Here is a 14,802-nt window from a genome sequence, read left to right on the forward strand (position 1 = left end):
TCATGAACACATTTTTGGTGACATATGTTCACGCGTGAACGCAACTTGAGTCCTTCGACCAACCTCACCATGTCCGCCGCGCCCAAACCCAATCCGGAAGCCGACGACCAGCTCTTTCGCCTGCTTCGCCAGCTCGACGAGGCGCCGGGCGCATCGCAGCGTGCCATGGCGCAAAGCATCGGTGTGTCGCTGGGCCGTCTGAATGCGCTCTTGCGCCAGGCGACTGCTGCAGGGTTCGTGCGGGTCCAGGACATGGACGGGCCGGACAAGCGACAACGCTACTCATATGCGCTCACAACGCGGGGGGCCGGAGAGAAGAACCGGCTCACCGATCAGTTCCTCGCCCGCAAGTTCGCGGAATATGACGCCCTTTTTGCCGAATTGACCGGCACCACGTCCGGGTTAAACCCCCTGAAACACAGGACCAAATTGATGGAAAACAATCTCGCTCCGATCCCCGAGCTTTTTGTCTCTTATGACAGCGCTCAGAAAATGAAGATGGAAGCGGCCGAGCTGGTCAGTTGGGATCTGACGCCGCGCCAGATCTGCGATCTGGAGCTGCTGATGAATGGCGGTTTCAACCCGCTGAAAGGGTTCCTGACCGAAGCAGATTACAACAGCGTCGTGGACACGATGCGCACCACCGACGGCGCGCTGTGGCCGATGCCCATCACCTTGGATGTCAATGACGCATTCGCGGACAGCCTGGAGATTGGTCAGGACATTGCCCTGCGCGATCAGGAAGGCGTGATCCTCGCCACCATGACCGTCACCGACCGGTTTACGCCGAACAAATCGCATGAAGCGAAGATGGTCTTTGGTGCCGATGACAGCGCACACCCTGCCGTGAACTACCTGCATAACACCGCCGGTGATGTGTATCTGGGCGGCCCGGTGACCGGCATCCAGCAGCCCGTGCACTACGACTTCCGCGCCCGCCGCGACACCCCGAACGAGTTGCGCGCCTATTTCCGCAAGATGGGCTGGCGCAAGGTCGTGGCCTTCCAGACCCGCAACCCGCTGCACCGCGCGCACCAGGAATTGACCTTCCGCGCCGCCCGCGAAGCACAGGCCAACCTGTTGATCCACCCCGTCGTGGGCATGACCAAGCCGGGCGACGTCGATCACTTCACCCGCGTGCGCTGCTACGAGGCCGTCCTCGACAAGTACCCGCAGGCCACCACCTCCATGTCGCTGCTGAACCTCGCGATGCGCATGGCTGGCCCGCGCGAAGCGGTCTGGCACGGCCTGATCCGCAAAAACCACGGCTGCACCCACTTCATCGTGGGCCGCGACCACGCAGGCCCCGGCAAGAACTCCGCAGGCGAAGATTTCTATGGCCCCTATGACGCGCAGGACCTGTTCCGTGAGCATCAGGAAGAAATGGGCATCGAAATGGTCGACTTTAAGCACATGGTCTATGTGCAGGAGCGCGCCCAGTACGAGCCTGCGGATGAGATCGCGGACAAGGACAACGTGACCATCCTCAACATCTCGGGCACCGAACTGCGCCGCCGTCTGGCCGAAGGTCTGGAGATTCCCGAGTGGTTCTCGTTTCCCGAGGTTGTGACCGAATTGCGCCGCACCAAACCGCCGCGTTCGAAGCAGGGCTTCACCGTGTTCTTCACCGGCTTCTCCGGCTCCGGCAAGTCCACCATCGCCAACGCGCTGATGGTCAAGTTGATGGAGATGGGTGGCCGCCCCGTGACGCTGCTCGATGGTGACATCGTACGGAAGAACCTTTCGTCGGAACTCGGCTTCTCGAAAGAGCACCGCGACCTCAACATCCGCCGCATCGGCTATGTCGCGTCCGAGATCACGAAGAATGGCGGCATCGCGATCTGCGCGCCCATCGCGCCCTACGCGACCACGCGGCGGGCTGTGCGGGAAGACATCGAAGCCTTTGGTGCCTTTGTCGAAGTGCACGTCGCCACGTCCATCGAGGAGTGCGAACGCCGTGACCGCAAGGGTCTCTACAAGCTGGCGCGCGAAGGCAAGATCAAAGAGTTTACGGGCATCTCCGATCCCTATGACGTGCCCGCCAGCCCCGAGCTGAGCGTCGAGACCGAGAATGTCGACGTGGACAACTGTGCCCATCAGGTCCTGCTGAAGCTGGAAAGCATGGGCCTGATCGCCGCTCAATAAGCGACGGCAACTGACCAATCGTAAGGCGCACCTTCGGGTGCGCCTTTTTCATAGATGGAGCGTGCCGCTCATCAACACATGGGCCTGCCCTTCGACCACGACGCCCGCAATGGCGTCCCGCGGCCCCAGCACCTCGACTCTCGCCTGCCCTGGACGGCCCAGACCATGCCCTTGCTCGGCCACGAAGGTCGGGCTTTCGATCAACGCTTCGGACCACAGGTAAGCTGCCATCGCACCGGTGGCCGAGCCGGTGAACGGATCCTCTGCCGGGCTGGGCGGGGCCATCAGCAGCCGGGCAAAGGTGTCGCCTGCATCGGTTGCGCCTTCGCGGGTGCACCAGAACGGCTCCATCACGTCGGTCCCGTGGACGCCCAGCGCATCCAGATAGAGGCGGAAGGCGTCCATGTCGAAACGGACACGTTCGAGGGTCGCGCGATCCTTGAGCACGGTGATGGTGAACGGCAAACCTGTGGAGGTCACGCGCGGTGGGTGGGTGATGTCATGGGCAGTAAGCCCACCGACAGCGGCGACAAGCGCCGGATCAGGTTTTGCGCCGAATGTCGGTGCCACCTGCGTCATGCGCACGGACATGCCTGACACCTCAACCGGCACGACGCCCGCACCGGTTTCGAGTGTCAGCGCGCCATCCGGGATCAACCCACGGTGCCGCATCGCAGCCACGGTGGCGACTGTGGGGTGGCCCGCGAACGGGATTTCACGACTGGCCAGAAAGTAGCGGACGCGGATGTCGGCCACGTCCGACGGACCGGTGAAGGTGCATTCGACAAGAGACGTTTCACGGACGAAGGCCATGCATGTGGCATCATCCAGGCCCGCGCCACGATGCACGACAGCGCACCCATTGCCGCCAAAGGGGCAATCTGTGAAGGCGTCAACCCAGTCGACGTCGAAGGACATGGTCATTTCACTGGCCCCCAAGCTATTTCATGCATCGTTTTACGGGGGATACTACAGTGGTTTAAGACCCCGTAGAGGCATGCGGCTACATATCTCGATTTGGTGCACGGAACCTGAGGCGCGCTACCCTTCGAAAACATAGCCGACGCCCCGGATTGTTCGAATTGTCTGCGGCTTGGACGGATTGGTCTCGATCTTGCGTCGGAGACGGGACACCCTGAGATCAATGGAGCGGTCAAAGGCGGCCCAGCCTTTTTTGTGCGCGCGTTCAAGGATCTGATCGCGGCTCAGCGCGCGGCCCTTGTTCTCGTGGAACAGTTGAAGGAGGTCGAATTCCATGGCCGTGATCGGGATCTCTTGGCCCTCCGGGCCGAACAGGCGTGCGCTATCGAGGTGCAACTGGCATGGTCCGAACGGAACAGTTTCAAGACGGCGCGTGGCACTTGCACGGCCGGTCGCGGACCCACCTTGCCGACGCAGTGCGGTTTTGATGCGCGCCTCCAACTCGCGCAGATCAACCGGTTTGCGGAGGTACTCATCGGCGCCCATTTCCAATCCCACGATGCGATCCACGACATCTACGGCCGCGGTCAGCGTGATGACGGGGACGTCTGAATGGGCGCGCATGTCCCGCAAAGCCGACAGGCCGTCGCCCCCCCGGGCATGTCGATGTCCAACAGGATCAGGTCGGGCCGATCCGTCTTGTTTCTTGCTGCACGCTCTTGCGTGTTTGCCGCCTCACTTACGTCAAACCCGCGCTCTGACAGATACTCGCTGACCATCTCTCGCAACCGCGGCTCATCATCGCAAATCAGGATCCGGGCCGGTTTTGTGTCCAACATCATGCCTCCTGTGAACCGCTGTGCTGCGCCAGCGGCAAATGGACCTCAAAGCGGGCACCGCCCAGGCTGCTTTTACCGATTGTGATTGTTCCCTGATGGCTGGTCACGATGCGATGGGACAAAGCCAGGCCCATGCCTGTCCCCTCGCCAACATCCTTTGTCAAAAACAACGGTTCAAAAACGCGGCCACGCAGGTCCAACGGGACGCCCGGGCCGTTGTCCGAAACAATAACAATGGCCCGATCGTTGGTGCTGTCCTCTTGCGTGCGCAGGGTCAAAACACCGGGATGATCGGTTCCTTGGATCGCGTGCTGGGCGTTGATGACGATGTTGTAAATAACCTGGATCAGCTGATCCGCATCGCCTGCCATGGGGCTTAGCCCCTCAGCAAAAGTCACTTGAACGTCGGTGTCCGGTTCCAGCCCGCTTTCGGCAACATCAAGCGCGCTGGCGGCAATGTCATTCAGGTCGCAGGGCCGTTTTTCAAAGGGCTGTTCCTTTGCCATGTCCAGGAACATTTCCACAATCCGGGCACTGCGGTCAGCCGCATCGGCAATCGACTCCACGCGCCGCTTGAGGACAGGATCGTCAACCTGTTCGTCCAGCATATGCGTGTAGCCCACTATGATCGACTGCGGGGTTCTCAACTCGTGCGCCATGCTGGCGAGACGTTCACCCAAGGCAGACAACCGCTCTTTCTGATGCGTGATTTCGCGTTGGCGGGTCAGCTCGTCCTCTATGACGCGCTGCTCGGTCATGTCGATGTAGGACAGCAGATACCCGTCGAGACGGGTCTTGTGGCATGAGGCGAGCACATACCGTCCATCCGTGAATTCAAGCGGAACATTGGACGAGTTTTTCTCGACCAACCTCTCGATCTGCGCCGCATATTCATCTTTGGTCACGCCCTCGGGGATTCGGTAAATGCCCGCATCAAGTTGGTGCAGAAAAGCAGTGATTGCGTGATCTCCAAGACGTACGGGGGCGTCTTCGGATACAAAGATGTCATCGAACTTTTCGTTGCTCAGCAGGATCTTCAGGTCCTTGTCGAACAGGACAACGCCGATATCCAGACTTTGCACCGCATCCGTCACAGCCGCGAGGTTGCGGGTTGCTGCGTCTTTCAGGGCGGTGACGTCTGTCACCACGACAACCCGACCGCCACTGTCGGTCTTCGCCCGTTCAACAAGGAAATGCTGCCCGGTCTTGAAGCGCACTTCAAATGGGTGAAGGTCCTCTCGTTGGCGCAGGATCGCCTCGCGAAACGCCAGCCCCAAATCGCCATGGGTCGTGTCGTTGTCGACCGAGACGAGTTGCGGCGCGAGGTAGGCCATGCGTGTTTCGGGTGACATCGCGATCGAGGCGTTGGGTGTCAGGCCGTAGGGGGCCGCAAACGCTGCATTGCAATGGGTGAACTGGCCCTGCGCATCTTCGATCGCGACACCGACCGGCAGACGCGCCATGGCGGACACCATCAGCTTTTCCGCCTGCCGGTCCTGGGTCAGGTCCTAGATCGTGAGGATACGACCGCCGAATTCCGTACCATAGACATTTCCGACCAGGGCAGAGCCATGGTTGTTCGACACCGGAAAGTCCCGCGCATTCGTCGTGATCAACGTGTCCAGCAAGTCGAGCAGGGCGGCTGGTGGCCACCCCTCCGGCACAGGGAAAAGCCCGGTTCGGATTGCGTCCGAATGGATCTGACGCATCGTGTGGCCTGGGATCAAAAGCTCATCATTGGGATCGCAATTCGCGCGGAACTTCTTGTTGGCAAAGATCAGTCGGTGCTCTTCATCAATCAGGGCCACGCCGAAATTCACATTGTCGACCGCATCCCCGAAAAGCGCGCGCGCACTGCGCCGCGCCGGCGGCGCTGTTATCAATGAGGTCAACGTCGCCGATGTGTAGCCGTCCGGCTGTGCAAAGAGTTTCAGGATATGCGGCCCGCTCAGACGATCCTGGGTTTTGATCTCCGAGGCAAAGCCGAAGTCGCACCGCCGCCGTGCGGTGTCCAGCCCCTCCAGAACCGTATCGGCCTGACGTTGGCCCAGAGCCGCAATCAGCATCTGCGAGAGCGATGCAAGACCCGTCCCACAAACGGCAGTTTGCGGGAAAGCGGCGAGGAACCGATTGTTCATGATCACGGCGTCGCCCGCAGGGCCAAACAGTGCAAACCCGTGATCGAGATGTTCGCACGCCGCAGCAAACGCACCCTGATGCGCATCTGCGACCGCAGCGGTTTTGAAATCGTCCATCCATGACACCCTCAGCCGAACAGTGCTGTTCCGAGCGTCGCTCCTAGCCGAGTATGAATGCGCCTCCGGTTTGAGACGGTTTTTTGTATCATTTGTATCCAACGCGTCCCGTCCTTGGGTCCGCAGACACAACAGTTACCTTTCCCGAAATCAGAGTGACAAGCGCGACCGTTATCGTACCGCTGCCGGTGCAGATGCTCCGGTTTCAAAGGCGGGGCCCGGACGGGTCAAACATTCCAGAGCCCGGACCCGCATCAAATCCTCACCGTGACAAAACCGATGGGCGGGAAACGCTCGAGAACCAACGGCTGACGCGGATTTGAAGCGCGGCCAGCCTTCGAGGAAAGACAATGAAGAGATTTATGAAAAACCTGCCTTTCAACAGCAAAGCAGCCAAATTTGATTTTATTCCTGTGGGTGACGCTGAACTTACGAGCCGTGACGGCCATGACACGTGGCTGGAACACTTCAACTCCTGGAGCGCACAGACACGCAGCGAGGCAACTGCTTCGACCTGGACCGTCGAAAGCACACCTGTTTTCAGGTGATCATACCCTCTCTGATCGGCGGTGGGATCCAGTCGGGTCAGGCCTATTGGTATGAGTGGACCAATGTCGACGTCTATGTGGGCGACCGGCAATCCGACTGGGCCTATGGGCTTTGGGGCGACGACCTCATGTTCCTTGGCGACGGCGATGTCCGAGGCTTTGGCGGCAGCGGCAATGACCAGATGTTCGGCGGAAACGGAAACGACATGCTGAGCGGTGGCACAGACAATGACGTCATCCAAGGCGGGTACGGCAACGACATTGTGCAAGGCGGTTCGGGCGATGACACGCTGTACGGAAACTACGGGGCGGATTCGCTGAGCGGAGGCTCGGGTGACGACTTCCTGAATGGCGGCTTTGGAAATGACCTGCTTGTGGGCAAAAGTGGCAATGACACCGTTCAGGGGGACACGGCGACAATCGGCTCCAAGGTGGCCTTGGCGAAGATATCATGGGCGGTTCGCAAGGCAACGACACGCTGGAGCGGGATGCCGGGGACGACACCCTGCATGGCGGCGACGATGACGACCTGATCTTTGGTGGCAGTGGTGCAGACCGTCTGACCGGCGGCGTCGGGAACGACATCCTGGACGGCGGGGCTGGCAACGATGTACTCAGAGGCGGAGCCGGATCCGACATCATCTTTGGCGGCGGCGGAAACGACGTGATCTATGGCGGCACTGATGATTTGGACGCCGGGGACATATTGTCAGGCGGCGCCGGGGCCGATGTCTTCCACTGTGCCATCTTCGATACAAACGCAAGTGACGACCCCGACGTGATCCTCGACTTTGAGACGGGCACCGACGTTTTGGTGTTCGAAGGGTTTGGGCCTGCGCCCTTTGCCGGGTTGCAGTCAGGCTTCTCGGATGGTGAGGGCGCTGAGGTGTATTTTGAGCACATCCAGCACGACCAATGGGGACAAGCGACGATGGTCTACCTGCGGGACGAATACGGCACCGGGGCCGATGCGCATGTGCCCCTGAACGGGCATGCCGATTTGATCGCGGACGACATCTTTGCGGTCTGACCTGCCCGCTTTGCCCATCGCGAGGAGCGGCTTTCGCGTCGCTCTTCACAAGTTCTACCTCGTTGTGTATGGGGACGGATGAACACGGACCCCACCACTGCGTCTGAATGGCATAGCATTGGTACAAGCGAAGTGGCCCGTTATGGATCCCAGCACCACCATGCAATTCGCCCGCGAGGCAGCTTATGTGGCTAGGCTGCCGCTCTTTTTCACGTGTTCGGCGTGCAGAGCGTTGACGGCGTCCAAAATCGACACGACGTGCCGCCCGGTCTCCGCTTCTATTGCTTCCCGATAAGGCGGCATGTTGGTGCATTCGAGGACGACGACATCCAAGTCTGGATGGGATTTGACGAGTGCTTGCGCACCGGCGACCAAGTCTTGTCTCGACACATGCGCATCGAGCCGGGTCTGATTTTCGAGAATGGCGGTTGCAAAATGGCTGCCGTCCACACCTTGAATTGGGACAGCTTTGGGCACCCCTGCCGCGTCGAGATGGCCGGGCGTCAGAGACGCGGACGATATGGTCAGAATGCCCGGGTTGCGTCCCCTTGCCATGAGGCCTGGTATCAATTCCAACGCCGATGACACCACGGGAACACCCGTTTCCCGCTCTACCCGATCGCGCAGCAGGGTCAGGAAACCGCAGGTCGTGGTCAGGGCTGTGCAGCCTTGCGACACCAAATCCCGGCCCGCCGCAATAAACGCCTCTACCCACGGCTCGATATCGCTGCAGACAATGGCGTGCGGCGTCGCGCCGGGCACAACGGCGTAGGTGACCGGGAAGGTGAAGCTTTCCGGATTACCCACGTCCCCTAAAAACCGTGGGAAGGCCGTATCGAGCATCAGGATTCCGATCATGACGGAACCAAGCCAGAGCGCGTGCCGCTTTTCAAGCGGCGCGGCATGGGCGCGAGGTGTCTGTCTGCACGTTCTGACGGCATATTTCGTAGGCGTCTCAAAGCGGCACTGAGTCCACGTCGCGGTCGGTTAACTATATGTTGACGTGTGGGATCACTGCGGCATTCTGCCGGAATGCAAGTGAGGAACAGATGACACGGCACGTTATTGTCATCGGCGCAGGGATCGTTGGGGCAAGCACCGCGATTTGGCTGCTGCGTGCCGGTCTTCGGGTTACGGTCATAGATCGCATTGGCTGGGGCGGCGCGACGAGCCATGGCAATGGTGGGGTGCTGGCCGCCGCGGCCATGGTGCCGGTTACCGTTCCCGGTCTAACCCGCAAGGCACCCAGCATGGTGTTTGATCCCGACGCGCCACTGTTTCTGCGCTGGCGATACCTGCCGCGCCTTTTGCCGTGGCTGACGAAGTACCTTTCCTTTGCCAACGATGCCGCGACACGCCGAATTGCATCTGGTTTGGCACCGATTGTGACGGATGCCATCGCCCAGCATCGTGCGCTTGCGCAGGGCACAGCCGCTGCAACCTGGTTGGCCGATAGCGACTATTCCTATGCCTACCGGTCACGCGCGGACTTTGATGCCGATGCATACGCCTGGGATCTGCGCGCCCAACACGGGTTTGTGCCCGTTCTGCGAGAGGGGGAGGCCGCGCGGACCTATGCACCCAACTTGGCAGAAGACATCACGTGCATTGCGACGCTGAAGGATCATGGGTTTGTGCTGGATCCCGGCGGGTATGTTCAGGCTTTGGGTAAGGAAGTGGAGACCCTTGGAGGCGCGTTCCTACAGGCGTCTGTGCACGATTTCGAGCTTGTCGGTGGTACCTTTCGCGCTGTCCTGACCGACAAGGGGCCCGTTGCGGGCGATGCCGCGGTTTTGACAACCGGTGTATGGTCAAAACCGTTGATGCAGCGCCTTGGGATCAAGGTGCCGCTGGAAACTGAGCGGGGGTATCATATCATATTCAAAGGTGCCCGGGACGGACCCGATCACCCCATGATGCTGGCCGCGGGCAAGTTCGTGGCGACGCCGATGCGCGACGGTGTGCGATGCGCAGGGATCCTTGAATTTGGCGGGCTTGAGGCTGGTCCATCAAAGGCCCCCTTCGATTTCCTGCGCCGCCACACCAAGGCCGCGTTCCCGAACATGACGTGGGAGGACGAGGTGGAATGGCAAGGGCATCGCCCTGCCCCCGCGGATTCCCTTCCCCTGATCGGAGAGGTGCGTGCCTCCCGCATCTTCACCGGCTTCGGCCATCACCATATCGGGCTGACCGGAGGGCCGAAAACGGGACGCCTTTTGGCGCAACTGATCGGCGGCGCGATGCCAAACCTTGATCTGACACCCTACGCACCGGCACGATTTGCATAACACACATAACCAAAACCAGTAAGGGAGACCCTCATGACACTTAAACTGACTATGACCGCGATTGCGCTTGCATCCGTCAGCTTGCCAGCGATGGCGCAGGAAAACTGGGACATGCCGTTGGCGTATTCCGCATCGAACTACCATTCGGAAAACGCCGCCGAGTTTGCCGCCTGCGTGACCGACGGCACCGGTGGCGCAATTTCAATTACCACGCATCCGGGCGGGTCGCTGTTTGGTGGCTCAGACATCAAACGTGCCATCCAGACCGGGCAGGTTCCGATTGGCGAACGGCTGTTGTCGGCCCATGCCAATGAAGACGCCGTATTCGCCTATGACAACGTGCCGTTTCTGGCGACCTCTTTCGACGATGCGGAAGCACTTGCCGAGATTGCGCGCCCCACCATTGAACAGGTGTTGGCGGAACAGAACCTGACGCTGCTCTATTCTGTCCCTTGGCCGCCCCAGGGCCTCTATTTCAAAAAGGAGGTCAACGCCGTCGCTGACATGGAGGGCGTCAAGTTCCGCTCGTATAACTCGACGACCGCGCGACTGGCCGAACTGACCGGCATGCTGCCTGTCACAATCGAAGCCGCCGAAATCAGCCAGGCGTTTGCGACAGGGGTTGCGGAGTCGATGGTATCATCGGGGGCCACGGGCTATGACCGGAAAGTCTGGGAAAGCCTGTCGCACTTCTACGAGGTGAACGCCTGGTTGCCGCGCAACTCGATCATGGTGAATTCCGAAGTCTGGGCCGATGTCTCGGACGAGAACAAGGCGATCATTACTGGCTGCGCAGATGCCGCAGCCGCCGCGGGGCTTGAGAAAGCCATCGCATATACGCAGTTCACCATGGATGGCCTGGCCGCTGGCGGGATGAACGTTGGGCCAGCCAGCGACACGCTTGTCGAAGAACTGAAAGGCATTGGTGAGACGATGGCCGCAGAATGGCTGGAGACCGCAGGCGAAGAAGGTGCCGCGATCATCGAAGCGTTCAACGCCGCGAACTGATCGCGCAGCGGCGGCCCCGTCGAACATGCGGGGCCGCCGTTTTCAGACAAGCATTCAATCCGGAGGCCAGCCATGGCGACGCTGCGGCGCATTCTCGATTTTCTCTACGGCCTCAGCGGTCTATGCGCCGCATTCTGCCTGATCGCCATTCTTGGATTGATCGTGTTGCAAATGCTGGCCCGTTGGACGGGCGAAGTGTTCCCGGGCGCGCCGAACTACGCAGGCTACGCGATGGCGGCGGCCTCGTTCTTTGCCTTTGCCAATGCCCTTGGGCGCGGCGCGCATATCAGGGTGTCCATCCTGTTGAATGCTGTTCCGGTCAAAATCAAATACGCCATGGAGCTTTGGTGTTTCGGCTTGGGCACCGCCATTGCCGCCTACTTCACCTATTTCGCCTATGAGTTTGTCCATTTCTCGTGGCGGTTCAACGAGATCAGCCAAGGGCAGGATGCCGTTCACCTGTGGATCCCGCAATCAGTGATGGTGATTGGCGGCGGGCTGCTGACACTCTGCCTGTGTGACAACCTGCTGCACCTGATTTTGCGGGGCGAGCATCGTGTGCTCCGCGACACTGTCGAAAGCCACGCAGAATGACCGTTGTTTCCATCACTCTCATCTTGATCGCCGTCCTGTTCCTGTTGCTGGGCTCGGGCCTTTGGGTGGGCTTATCCTTGATCGGCGCGGCGTGGTTCGCCTCGGAATTCCTGACCACCAAAAACCTTCAGACGGGTGCCAACATGGTATCCGAGATCTGGGCCTCGTCCTCGAGCTGGACCTTGACCGCCTTGCCCATGTTCATATGGATGGGCGAGATCCTGTTTCGGACGCGCTTGTCCGAGGACATGTTTCGCGGATTGTCGCCCTGGCTGGCGCGACTGCCGGGCGGATTGGTCCACACCAACATTGTGGGATGTACCGTTTTTGCCGCCGTATCCGGGTCGTCCGCTGCGACGCTCACGACGGTTGGCAAAATGTCGATCCCGGAACTGCGCGCGCGCGACTATCCCGAACATATGGTGATCGGCACCCTGGCGGGCGCGGCCACGCTGGGCCTGATGATCCCGCCATCGCTCGCCCTGATCGTCTATGGCGTGACCGTCAATGAAAGCATCACCAAGCTGTTCTTTGCAGGTGTTTTTCCCGGACTGATCCTGGCGCTGATGTTCATGGCCTATGTGGCTATCGTGTCCAAAACATCCCGAACCTGGAACCCGAAGGTCGAAACAGGGATGGGATTTGCCGAAAAGCTGCGCAACTCGCGGTTCCTGATCCCCGTCTTTGCCCTGATCCTTGTGGTGATTGGTTCCATGTATATGGGCTATGCAACCGCAACCGAAGCGTCAGCGATCGGGGTCATTGGTGCGCTGCTGCTGGCGGCGTCTCAGCGCTCGCTCACCTGGGGCAGCTTCAAAGCCTCGCTGATGGGGGCGATGCGGACGTCGGCCATGATTGCACTCATTCTGGCGGGCGCTGCATTCCTGAAACAATCCATGGGCTTTACTGGTATTCCTCGGGCTTTGGCCGACTGGATCGCGGTTCTGGAACTCAGCCGTTTCCAACTGCTAATGGCGCTTTTGGTATTCTACATCATCCTCGGCATGTTCCTGGACGGCATCTCGGCTGTGGTGCTCACCATGGCCGTGGTCGAGCCTATGGTCCGTGACGCGGGCATTGATCTGATCTGGTTCGGGATCTTCGTTGTTGTGGTTGTCGAAATGGCGCAGATCACGCCACCCATCGGGTTTAACCTGTTCGTGCTGCAGGGCATGACGAACCACGAAATGGGATACATCACCAAAGCAGCTTTGCCGATGTTCCTGATCATGGTGTTGATGGTCTTTGTGCTGATCGCGGTCCCAGACATCGCCACATGGTTGCCGGACAACATTCGACAAAGCCCGTGAGGAATTTGCTGTCTGACCGACAACTCCTTCGAAGCTTTTCCCACCGTCGAATGGCCTCGCAGTTGCGCCCGGAATGACGCTGACCGTTCATTCCTCTCTTGGCCAGATCTGCCGGACCGACCGACCACTACAGTTTCTCAGTTTCTGCGCGCAACTTGGTTGAATTCGCGACACCCAAACTTAACAAAAATCTCGATCCTCAAATCGCGCCTTGAGAAAGAACGAGCGTGCACATGATTGCGGCGAATTTGGATTTTGTCCTGTGTTCCGAAATACAGCTTGCCCGATCTGTGATATGAAGGCACGCCAGAATCTCATGTTTTCTGGTCACGACAATCCTGCGCGCGCGCAAACACAATGCGCGACACGCAGACATCGCCTTTCCGAGCGAGTGTAGCCCCGCGTGACCGCTAGTGAAGCGGTTGCGGGGCGTAGTCGTGCTGCCGCGCCAAAGCGAACGCCAGTTTGCGGTCGGCAACCAGCGCCAGTTGCTGTCCTTCGGCATCGTGGACGGCAAAAAGCTGGTCAAGCCCTTCGGCCTGCTCCTGCACTTCTTGGGGAAGTGCCTCTACATCAATGGCTTTGACATAGACCATCCGGCCCACATCGGCGTTCAAATCAAAGGGTGTGTTCATGACTTATCCTTTCCGAATGTTGATCGTCTGGACGATTGTTTCGGGCTTGGCCTGCGTCAGATCGACATGCAGGAGACCGTTTTCCATCACAGCTTCTCCGACCTCAACGCCGTCAGCGAGCACAAAGCTCCGTTGAAATTGCCGAGCGGCAATGCCGCGGTGCAGAAATACACGCTCCTGCGTGTCTTCGCCCTGCCGGCCACGAATGACCAGTTGGCGGTCTTCCACAGTGATCGACAGGTCATTTTCGGCAAATCCGGCAACGGCCAGGGTGATCCGGTAAGAATGGTCCGAGGTCTGCTCAATATTGAACGGCGGATAGCCTTCGGCGCTTTTCGCGGTGCGTTCCAGCAGCCGTTCCAGTTGCTCGAACCCCAGCATATGGGGGTATGAGGCAAGGGTCATCTTCGTCATGCGACACGTCCTTTTGGTCAAGCGACAGTCAGTACCCGCCCCTGCGTGCGGCGACGGGTACGATAAATATGGGCAGAAACCTTGGCCGGAACAAGGTCTAGGCGTATCGCAGCGTTGCGATTATATTAAAGGCTCCGCAATTGCTTGGAATCGCGCCATGAATGCACCTTCGGACATCTCCATGAAGACGGATGAGGTGTTGCGCGTTGAGCTTGAGGTGTTCCGGCGTGAGCATCGGGACCTGGACGAAGCGATCCTGGCCCTGCAGGAGAAAGCCACAGGCGACCAGCTGACCATCCGGCGGCTGAAGAAGAAAAAGCTGATGCTGAAGGACAAAATCGCGCTCATCGAGGATCGGCTGACCCCAGACATCATCGCCTGATCAATCAGCACGTGTGAGCGCGCGCCAGCCGTCTTCATCCACTGATCTGAGCCGCGCAAGAGCCCGTTCTGCATCTGCACGCAGCGTCTCCTTGCTCTGATCTTTGATCGTGTTGATATCCGCGACCAGTTTGTCGATCTCCGGCAGATCCGTTTTGGTTGCTTTTGCCAAGATCTGAAGCGCATCGAGCACTTTGCCCAATTGGGTGCCGTAGCTGGCCACGTCGGTATGGATCTTGGCCTCGATCTCGGGCGCGCCAGCGATGTCCGGCGATAGGATGCGCGGGACGATTTCCTGGGTCACATCGCCGGAAAAGGGCGCACGGAACATGGGCGCCCAGACGTCGAAGGGGGTCATCATGGTCAAATCTCCTGTGATCAATATCGCCAGCTTTGCCGCAGCGCAGCATAGTGTCAAATGAAACACCGGTCCT

Annotated in this window: 17 protein-coding genes and 1 pseudogene; 9 read left to right on the plus strand and 9 right to left on the minus strand. The window is 59.6% G+C overall.

Features of this window, described 5'->3' with window-relative positions:
* Nucleotides 1-69: 69 nt before the first annotated feature.
* Nucleotides 70-2,145 carry a bifunctional sulfate adenylyltransferase/adenylylsulfate kinase gene (locus tag FD715_RS09980; protein WP_147108955.1) on the plus strand — a complete coding sequence of 692 codons (2,076 nt, stop codon included), beginning with the start codon at nucleotides 70-72 and terminating at the stop codon, nucleotides 2,143-2,145.
* A gap of 48 nt (nucleotides 2,146-2,193) precedes the next feature.
* Here FD715_RS09980 and FD715_RS09985 read toward each other — a convergent pair whose 3' ends face one another.
* The 5 genes from FD715_RS09985 to FD715_RS10000 all read right to left on the minus strand — a co-directional run bounded on the left by FD715_RS09985 (nucleotide 2,194) and on the right by FD715_RS10000 (nucleotide 6,160).
* Nucleotides 2,194-3,063 carry a PhzF family phenazine biosynthesis protein gene (locus tag FD715_RS09985; protein ID WP_147108958.1) on the minus strand — a complete coding sequence of 290 codons (870 nt, stop codon included), beginning with the start codon at nucleotides 3,061-3,063 and terminating at the stop codon, nucleotides 2,194-2,196.
* Between the two features lie 123 nt (nucleotides 3,064-3,186).
* Nucleotides 3,187-3,690 (minus strand): winged helix-turn-helix domain-containing protein, encoded by a 504-nt coding sequence (locus tag FD715_RS22770; protein WP_255450641.1) that lies wholly within the window; start codon nucleotides 3,688-3,690, stop codon nucleotides 3,187-3,189.
* On the minus strand, nucleotides 3,654-3,908 hold the full coding sequence (locus FD715_RS22775) for a response regulator transcription factor (protein ID WP_255450642.1): 255 nt from the start codon (nucleotides 3,906-3,908) through the stop codon (nucleotides 3,654-3,656). The genes FD715_RS22770 and FD715_RS22775 overlap by 37 nt, the downstream gene beginning before the upstream one ends.
* The gene (locus FD715_RS09995) at nucleotides 3,905-5,368 is read right to left on the minus strand and encodes an ATP-binding protein (RefSeq protein WP_189799457.1); all 1,464 of its coding nucleotides are present in this window, start codon (nucleotides 5,366-5,368) and stop codon (nucleotides 3,905-3,907) included. Before FD715_RS09995 ends, FD715_RS22775 begins: the two co-directional genes overlap by 4 nt.
* Nucleotides 5,369-5,413: 45 nt before the next feature.
* Complete coding sequence (locus tag FD715_RS10000; RefSeq protein ID WP_147108962.1) at nucleotides 5,414-6,160, minus strand: hypothetical protein; 747 nt, start codon at nucleotides 6,158-6,160, stop codon at nucleotides 5,414-5,416.
* A 350-nt stretch (nucleotides 6,161-6,510) separates the two neighbouring features.
* On the opposite strand from FD715_RS10000, the gene FD715_RS22505 reads away from it, so the two are divergent.
* The 3 genes and pseudogenes from FD715_RS22505 (at nucleotide 6,511) to FD715_RS10010 (ending at nucleotide 7,738) form a co-directional block, all read left to right on the plus strand.
* Nucleotides 6,511-6,708, plus strand: coding sequence for a hypothetical protein (locus tag FD715_RS22505; protein WP_189799458.1), 198 nt, complete (start codon nucleotides 6,511-6,513; stop codon nucleotides 6,706-6,708).
* A 77-nt stretch (nucleotides 6,709-6,785) separates the two neighbouring features.
* Nucleotides 6,786-7,097 (plus strand): annotated as a pseudogene (locus tag FD715_RS23030) (calcium-binding protein); the annotation flags it as partial.
* A 62-nt stretch (nucleotides 7,098-7,159) separates the two neighbouring features.
* Nucleotides 7,160-7,738: a calcium-binding protein gene (locus FD715_RS10010; RefSeq protein WP_147108969.1), complete on the plus strand. Its 579-nt coding sequence runs from the start codon at nucleotides 7,160-7,162 to the stop codon at nucleotides 7,736-7,738.
* Between the two features lie 183 nt (nucleotides 7,739-7,921).
* On the opposite strand, the gene FD715_RS10015 is transcribed toward FD715_RS10010, so the two are convergent.
* Nucleotides 7,922-8,596 carry an aspartate/glutamate racemase family protein gene (locus FD715_RS10015; protein WP_147108972.1) on the minus strand — a complete coding sequence of 225 codons (675 nt, stop codon included), beginning with the start codon at nucleotides 8,594-8,596 and terminating at the stop codon, nucleotides 7,922-7,924.
* A gap of 191 nt (nucleotides 8,597-8,787) precedes the next feature.
* Here FD715_RS10015 and FD715_RS10020 point away from each other — a divergent pair, with 191 nt between their 5' ends.
* From FD715_RS10020 to FD715_RS10035, 4 genes are all read left to right on the plus strand, one after another.
* On the plus strand, nucleotides 8,788-10,026 hold the full coding sequence (locus tag FD715_RS10020; RefSeq protein WP_147108974.1) for an FAD-binding oxidoreductase: 1,239 nt from the start codon (nucleotides 8,788-8,790) through the stop codon (nucleotides 10,024-10,026).
* 33 nt (nucleotides 10,027-10,059) lie between these two features.
* Nucleotides 10,060-11,034 (plus strand): TRAP transporter substrate-binding protein, encoded by a 975-nt coding sequence (locus FD715_RS10025; RefSeq protein WP_147108977.1) that lies wholly within the window; start codon nucleotides 10,060-10,062, stop codon nucleotides 11,032-11,034.
* A gap of 72 nt (nucleotides 11,035-11,106) precedes the next feature.
* Entirely contained in the window at nucleotides 11,107-11,628 is a 522-nt protein-coding gene (locus FD715_RS10030) for a TRAP transporter small permease (RefSeq protein WP_147108979.1), read from the plus strand.
* Nucleotides 11,625-12,938 (plus strand): TRAP transporter large permease, encoded by a 1,314-nt coding sequence (locus tag FD715_RS10035; protein ID WP_147108982.1) that lies wholly within the window; start codon nucleotides 11,625-11,627, stop codon nucleotides 12,936-12,938. The genes FD715_RS10030 and FD715_RS10035 overlap by 4 nt, the downstream gene beginning before the upstream one ends.
* Nucleotides 12,939-13,348: 410 nt before the next feature.
* Here FD715_RS10035 and FD715_RS10040 read toward each other — a convergent pair whose 3' ends face one another.
* The gene (locus tag FD715_RS10040) at nucleotides 13,349-13,573 is read right to left on the minus strand and encodes a DUF1150 family protein (protein WP_147108985.1); all 225 of its coding nucleotides are present in this window, start codon (nucleotides 13,571-13,573) and stop codon (nucleotides 13,349-13,351) included.
* 3 nt (nucleotides 13,574-13,576) lie between these two features.
* Nucleotides 13,577-13,987 (minus strand): Hsp20 family protein, encoded by a 411-nt coding sequence (locus tag FD715_RS10045; RefSeq protein ID WP_147108987.1) that lies wholly within the window; start codon nucleotides 13,985-13,987, stop codon nucleotides 13,577-13,579.
* A gap of 157 nt (nucleotides 13,988-14,144) precedes the next feature.
* On the opposite strand from FD715_RS10045, the gene FD715_RS10050 reads away from it, so the two are divergent.
* A complete protein-coding gene (locus FD715_RS10050; protein ID WP_147108990.1) occupies nucleotides 14,145-14,369 on the plus strand; it encodes a YdcH family protein in 225 nt (74 codons plus the stop codon).
* Here FD715_RS10050 and FD715_RS10055 read toward each other — a convergent pair whose 3' ends face one another.
* A complete protein-coding gene (locus FD715_RS10055; RefSeq protein WP_147108993.1) occupies nucleotides 14,370-14,729 on the minus strand; it encodes a hypothetical protein in 360 nt (119 codons plus the stop codon).
* Nucleotides 14,730-14,802: the final 73 nt, after the last annotated feature.

The sequence above is a fragment of the Tateyamaria sp. syn59 genome (assembly GCF_007995245.1).
Lineage (GTDB): Bacteria > Pseudomonadota > Alphaproteobacteria > Rhodobacterales > Rhodobacteraceae > Tateyamaria.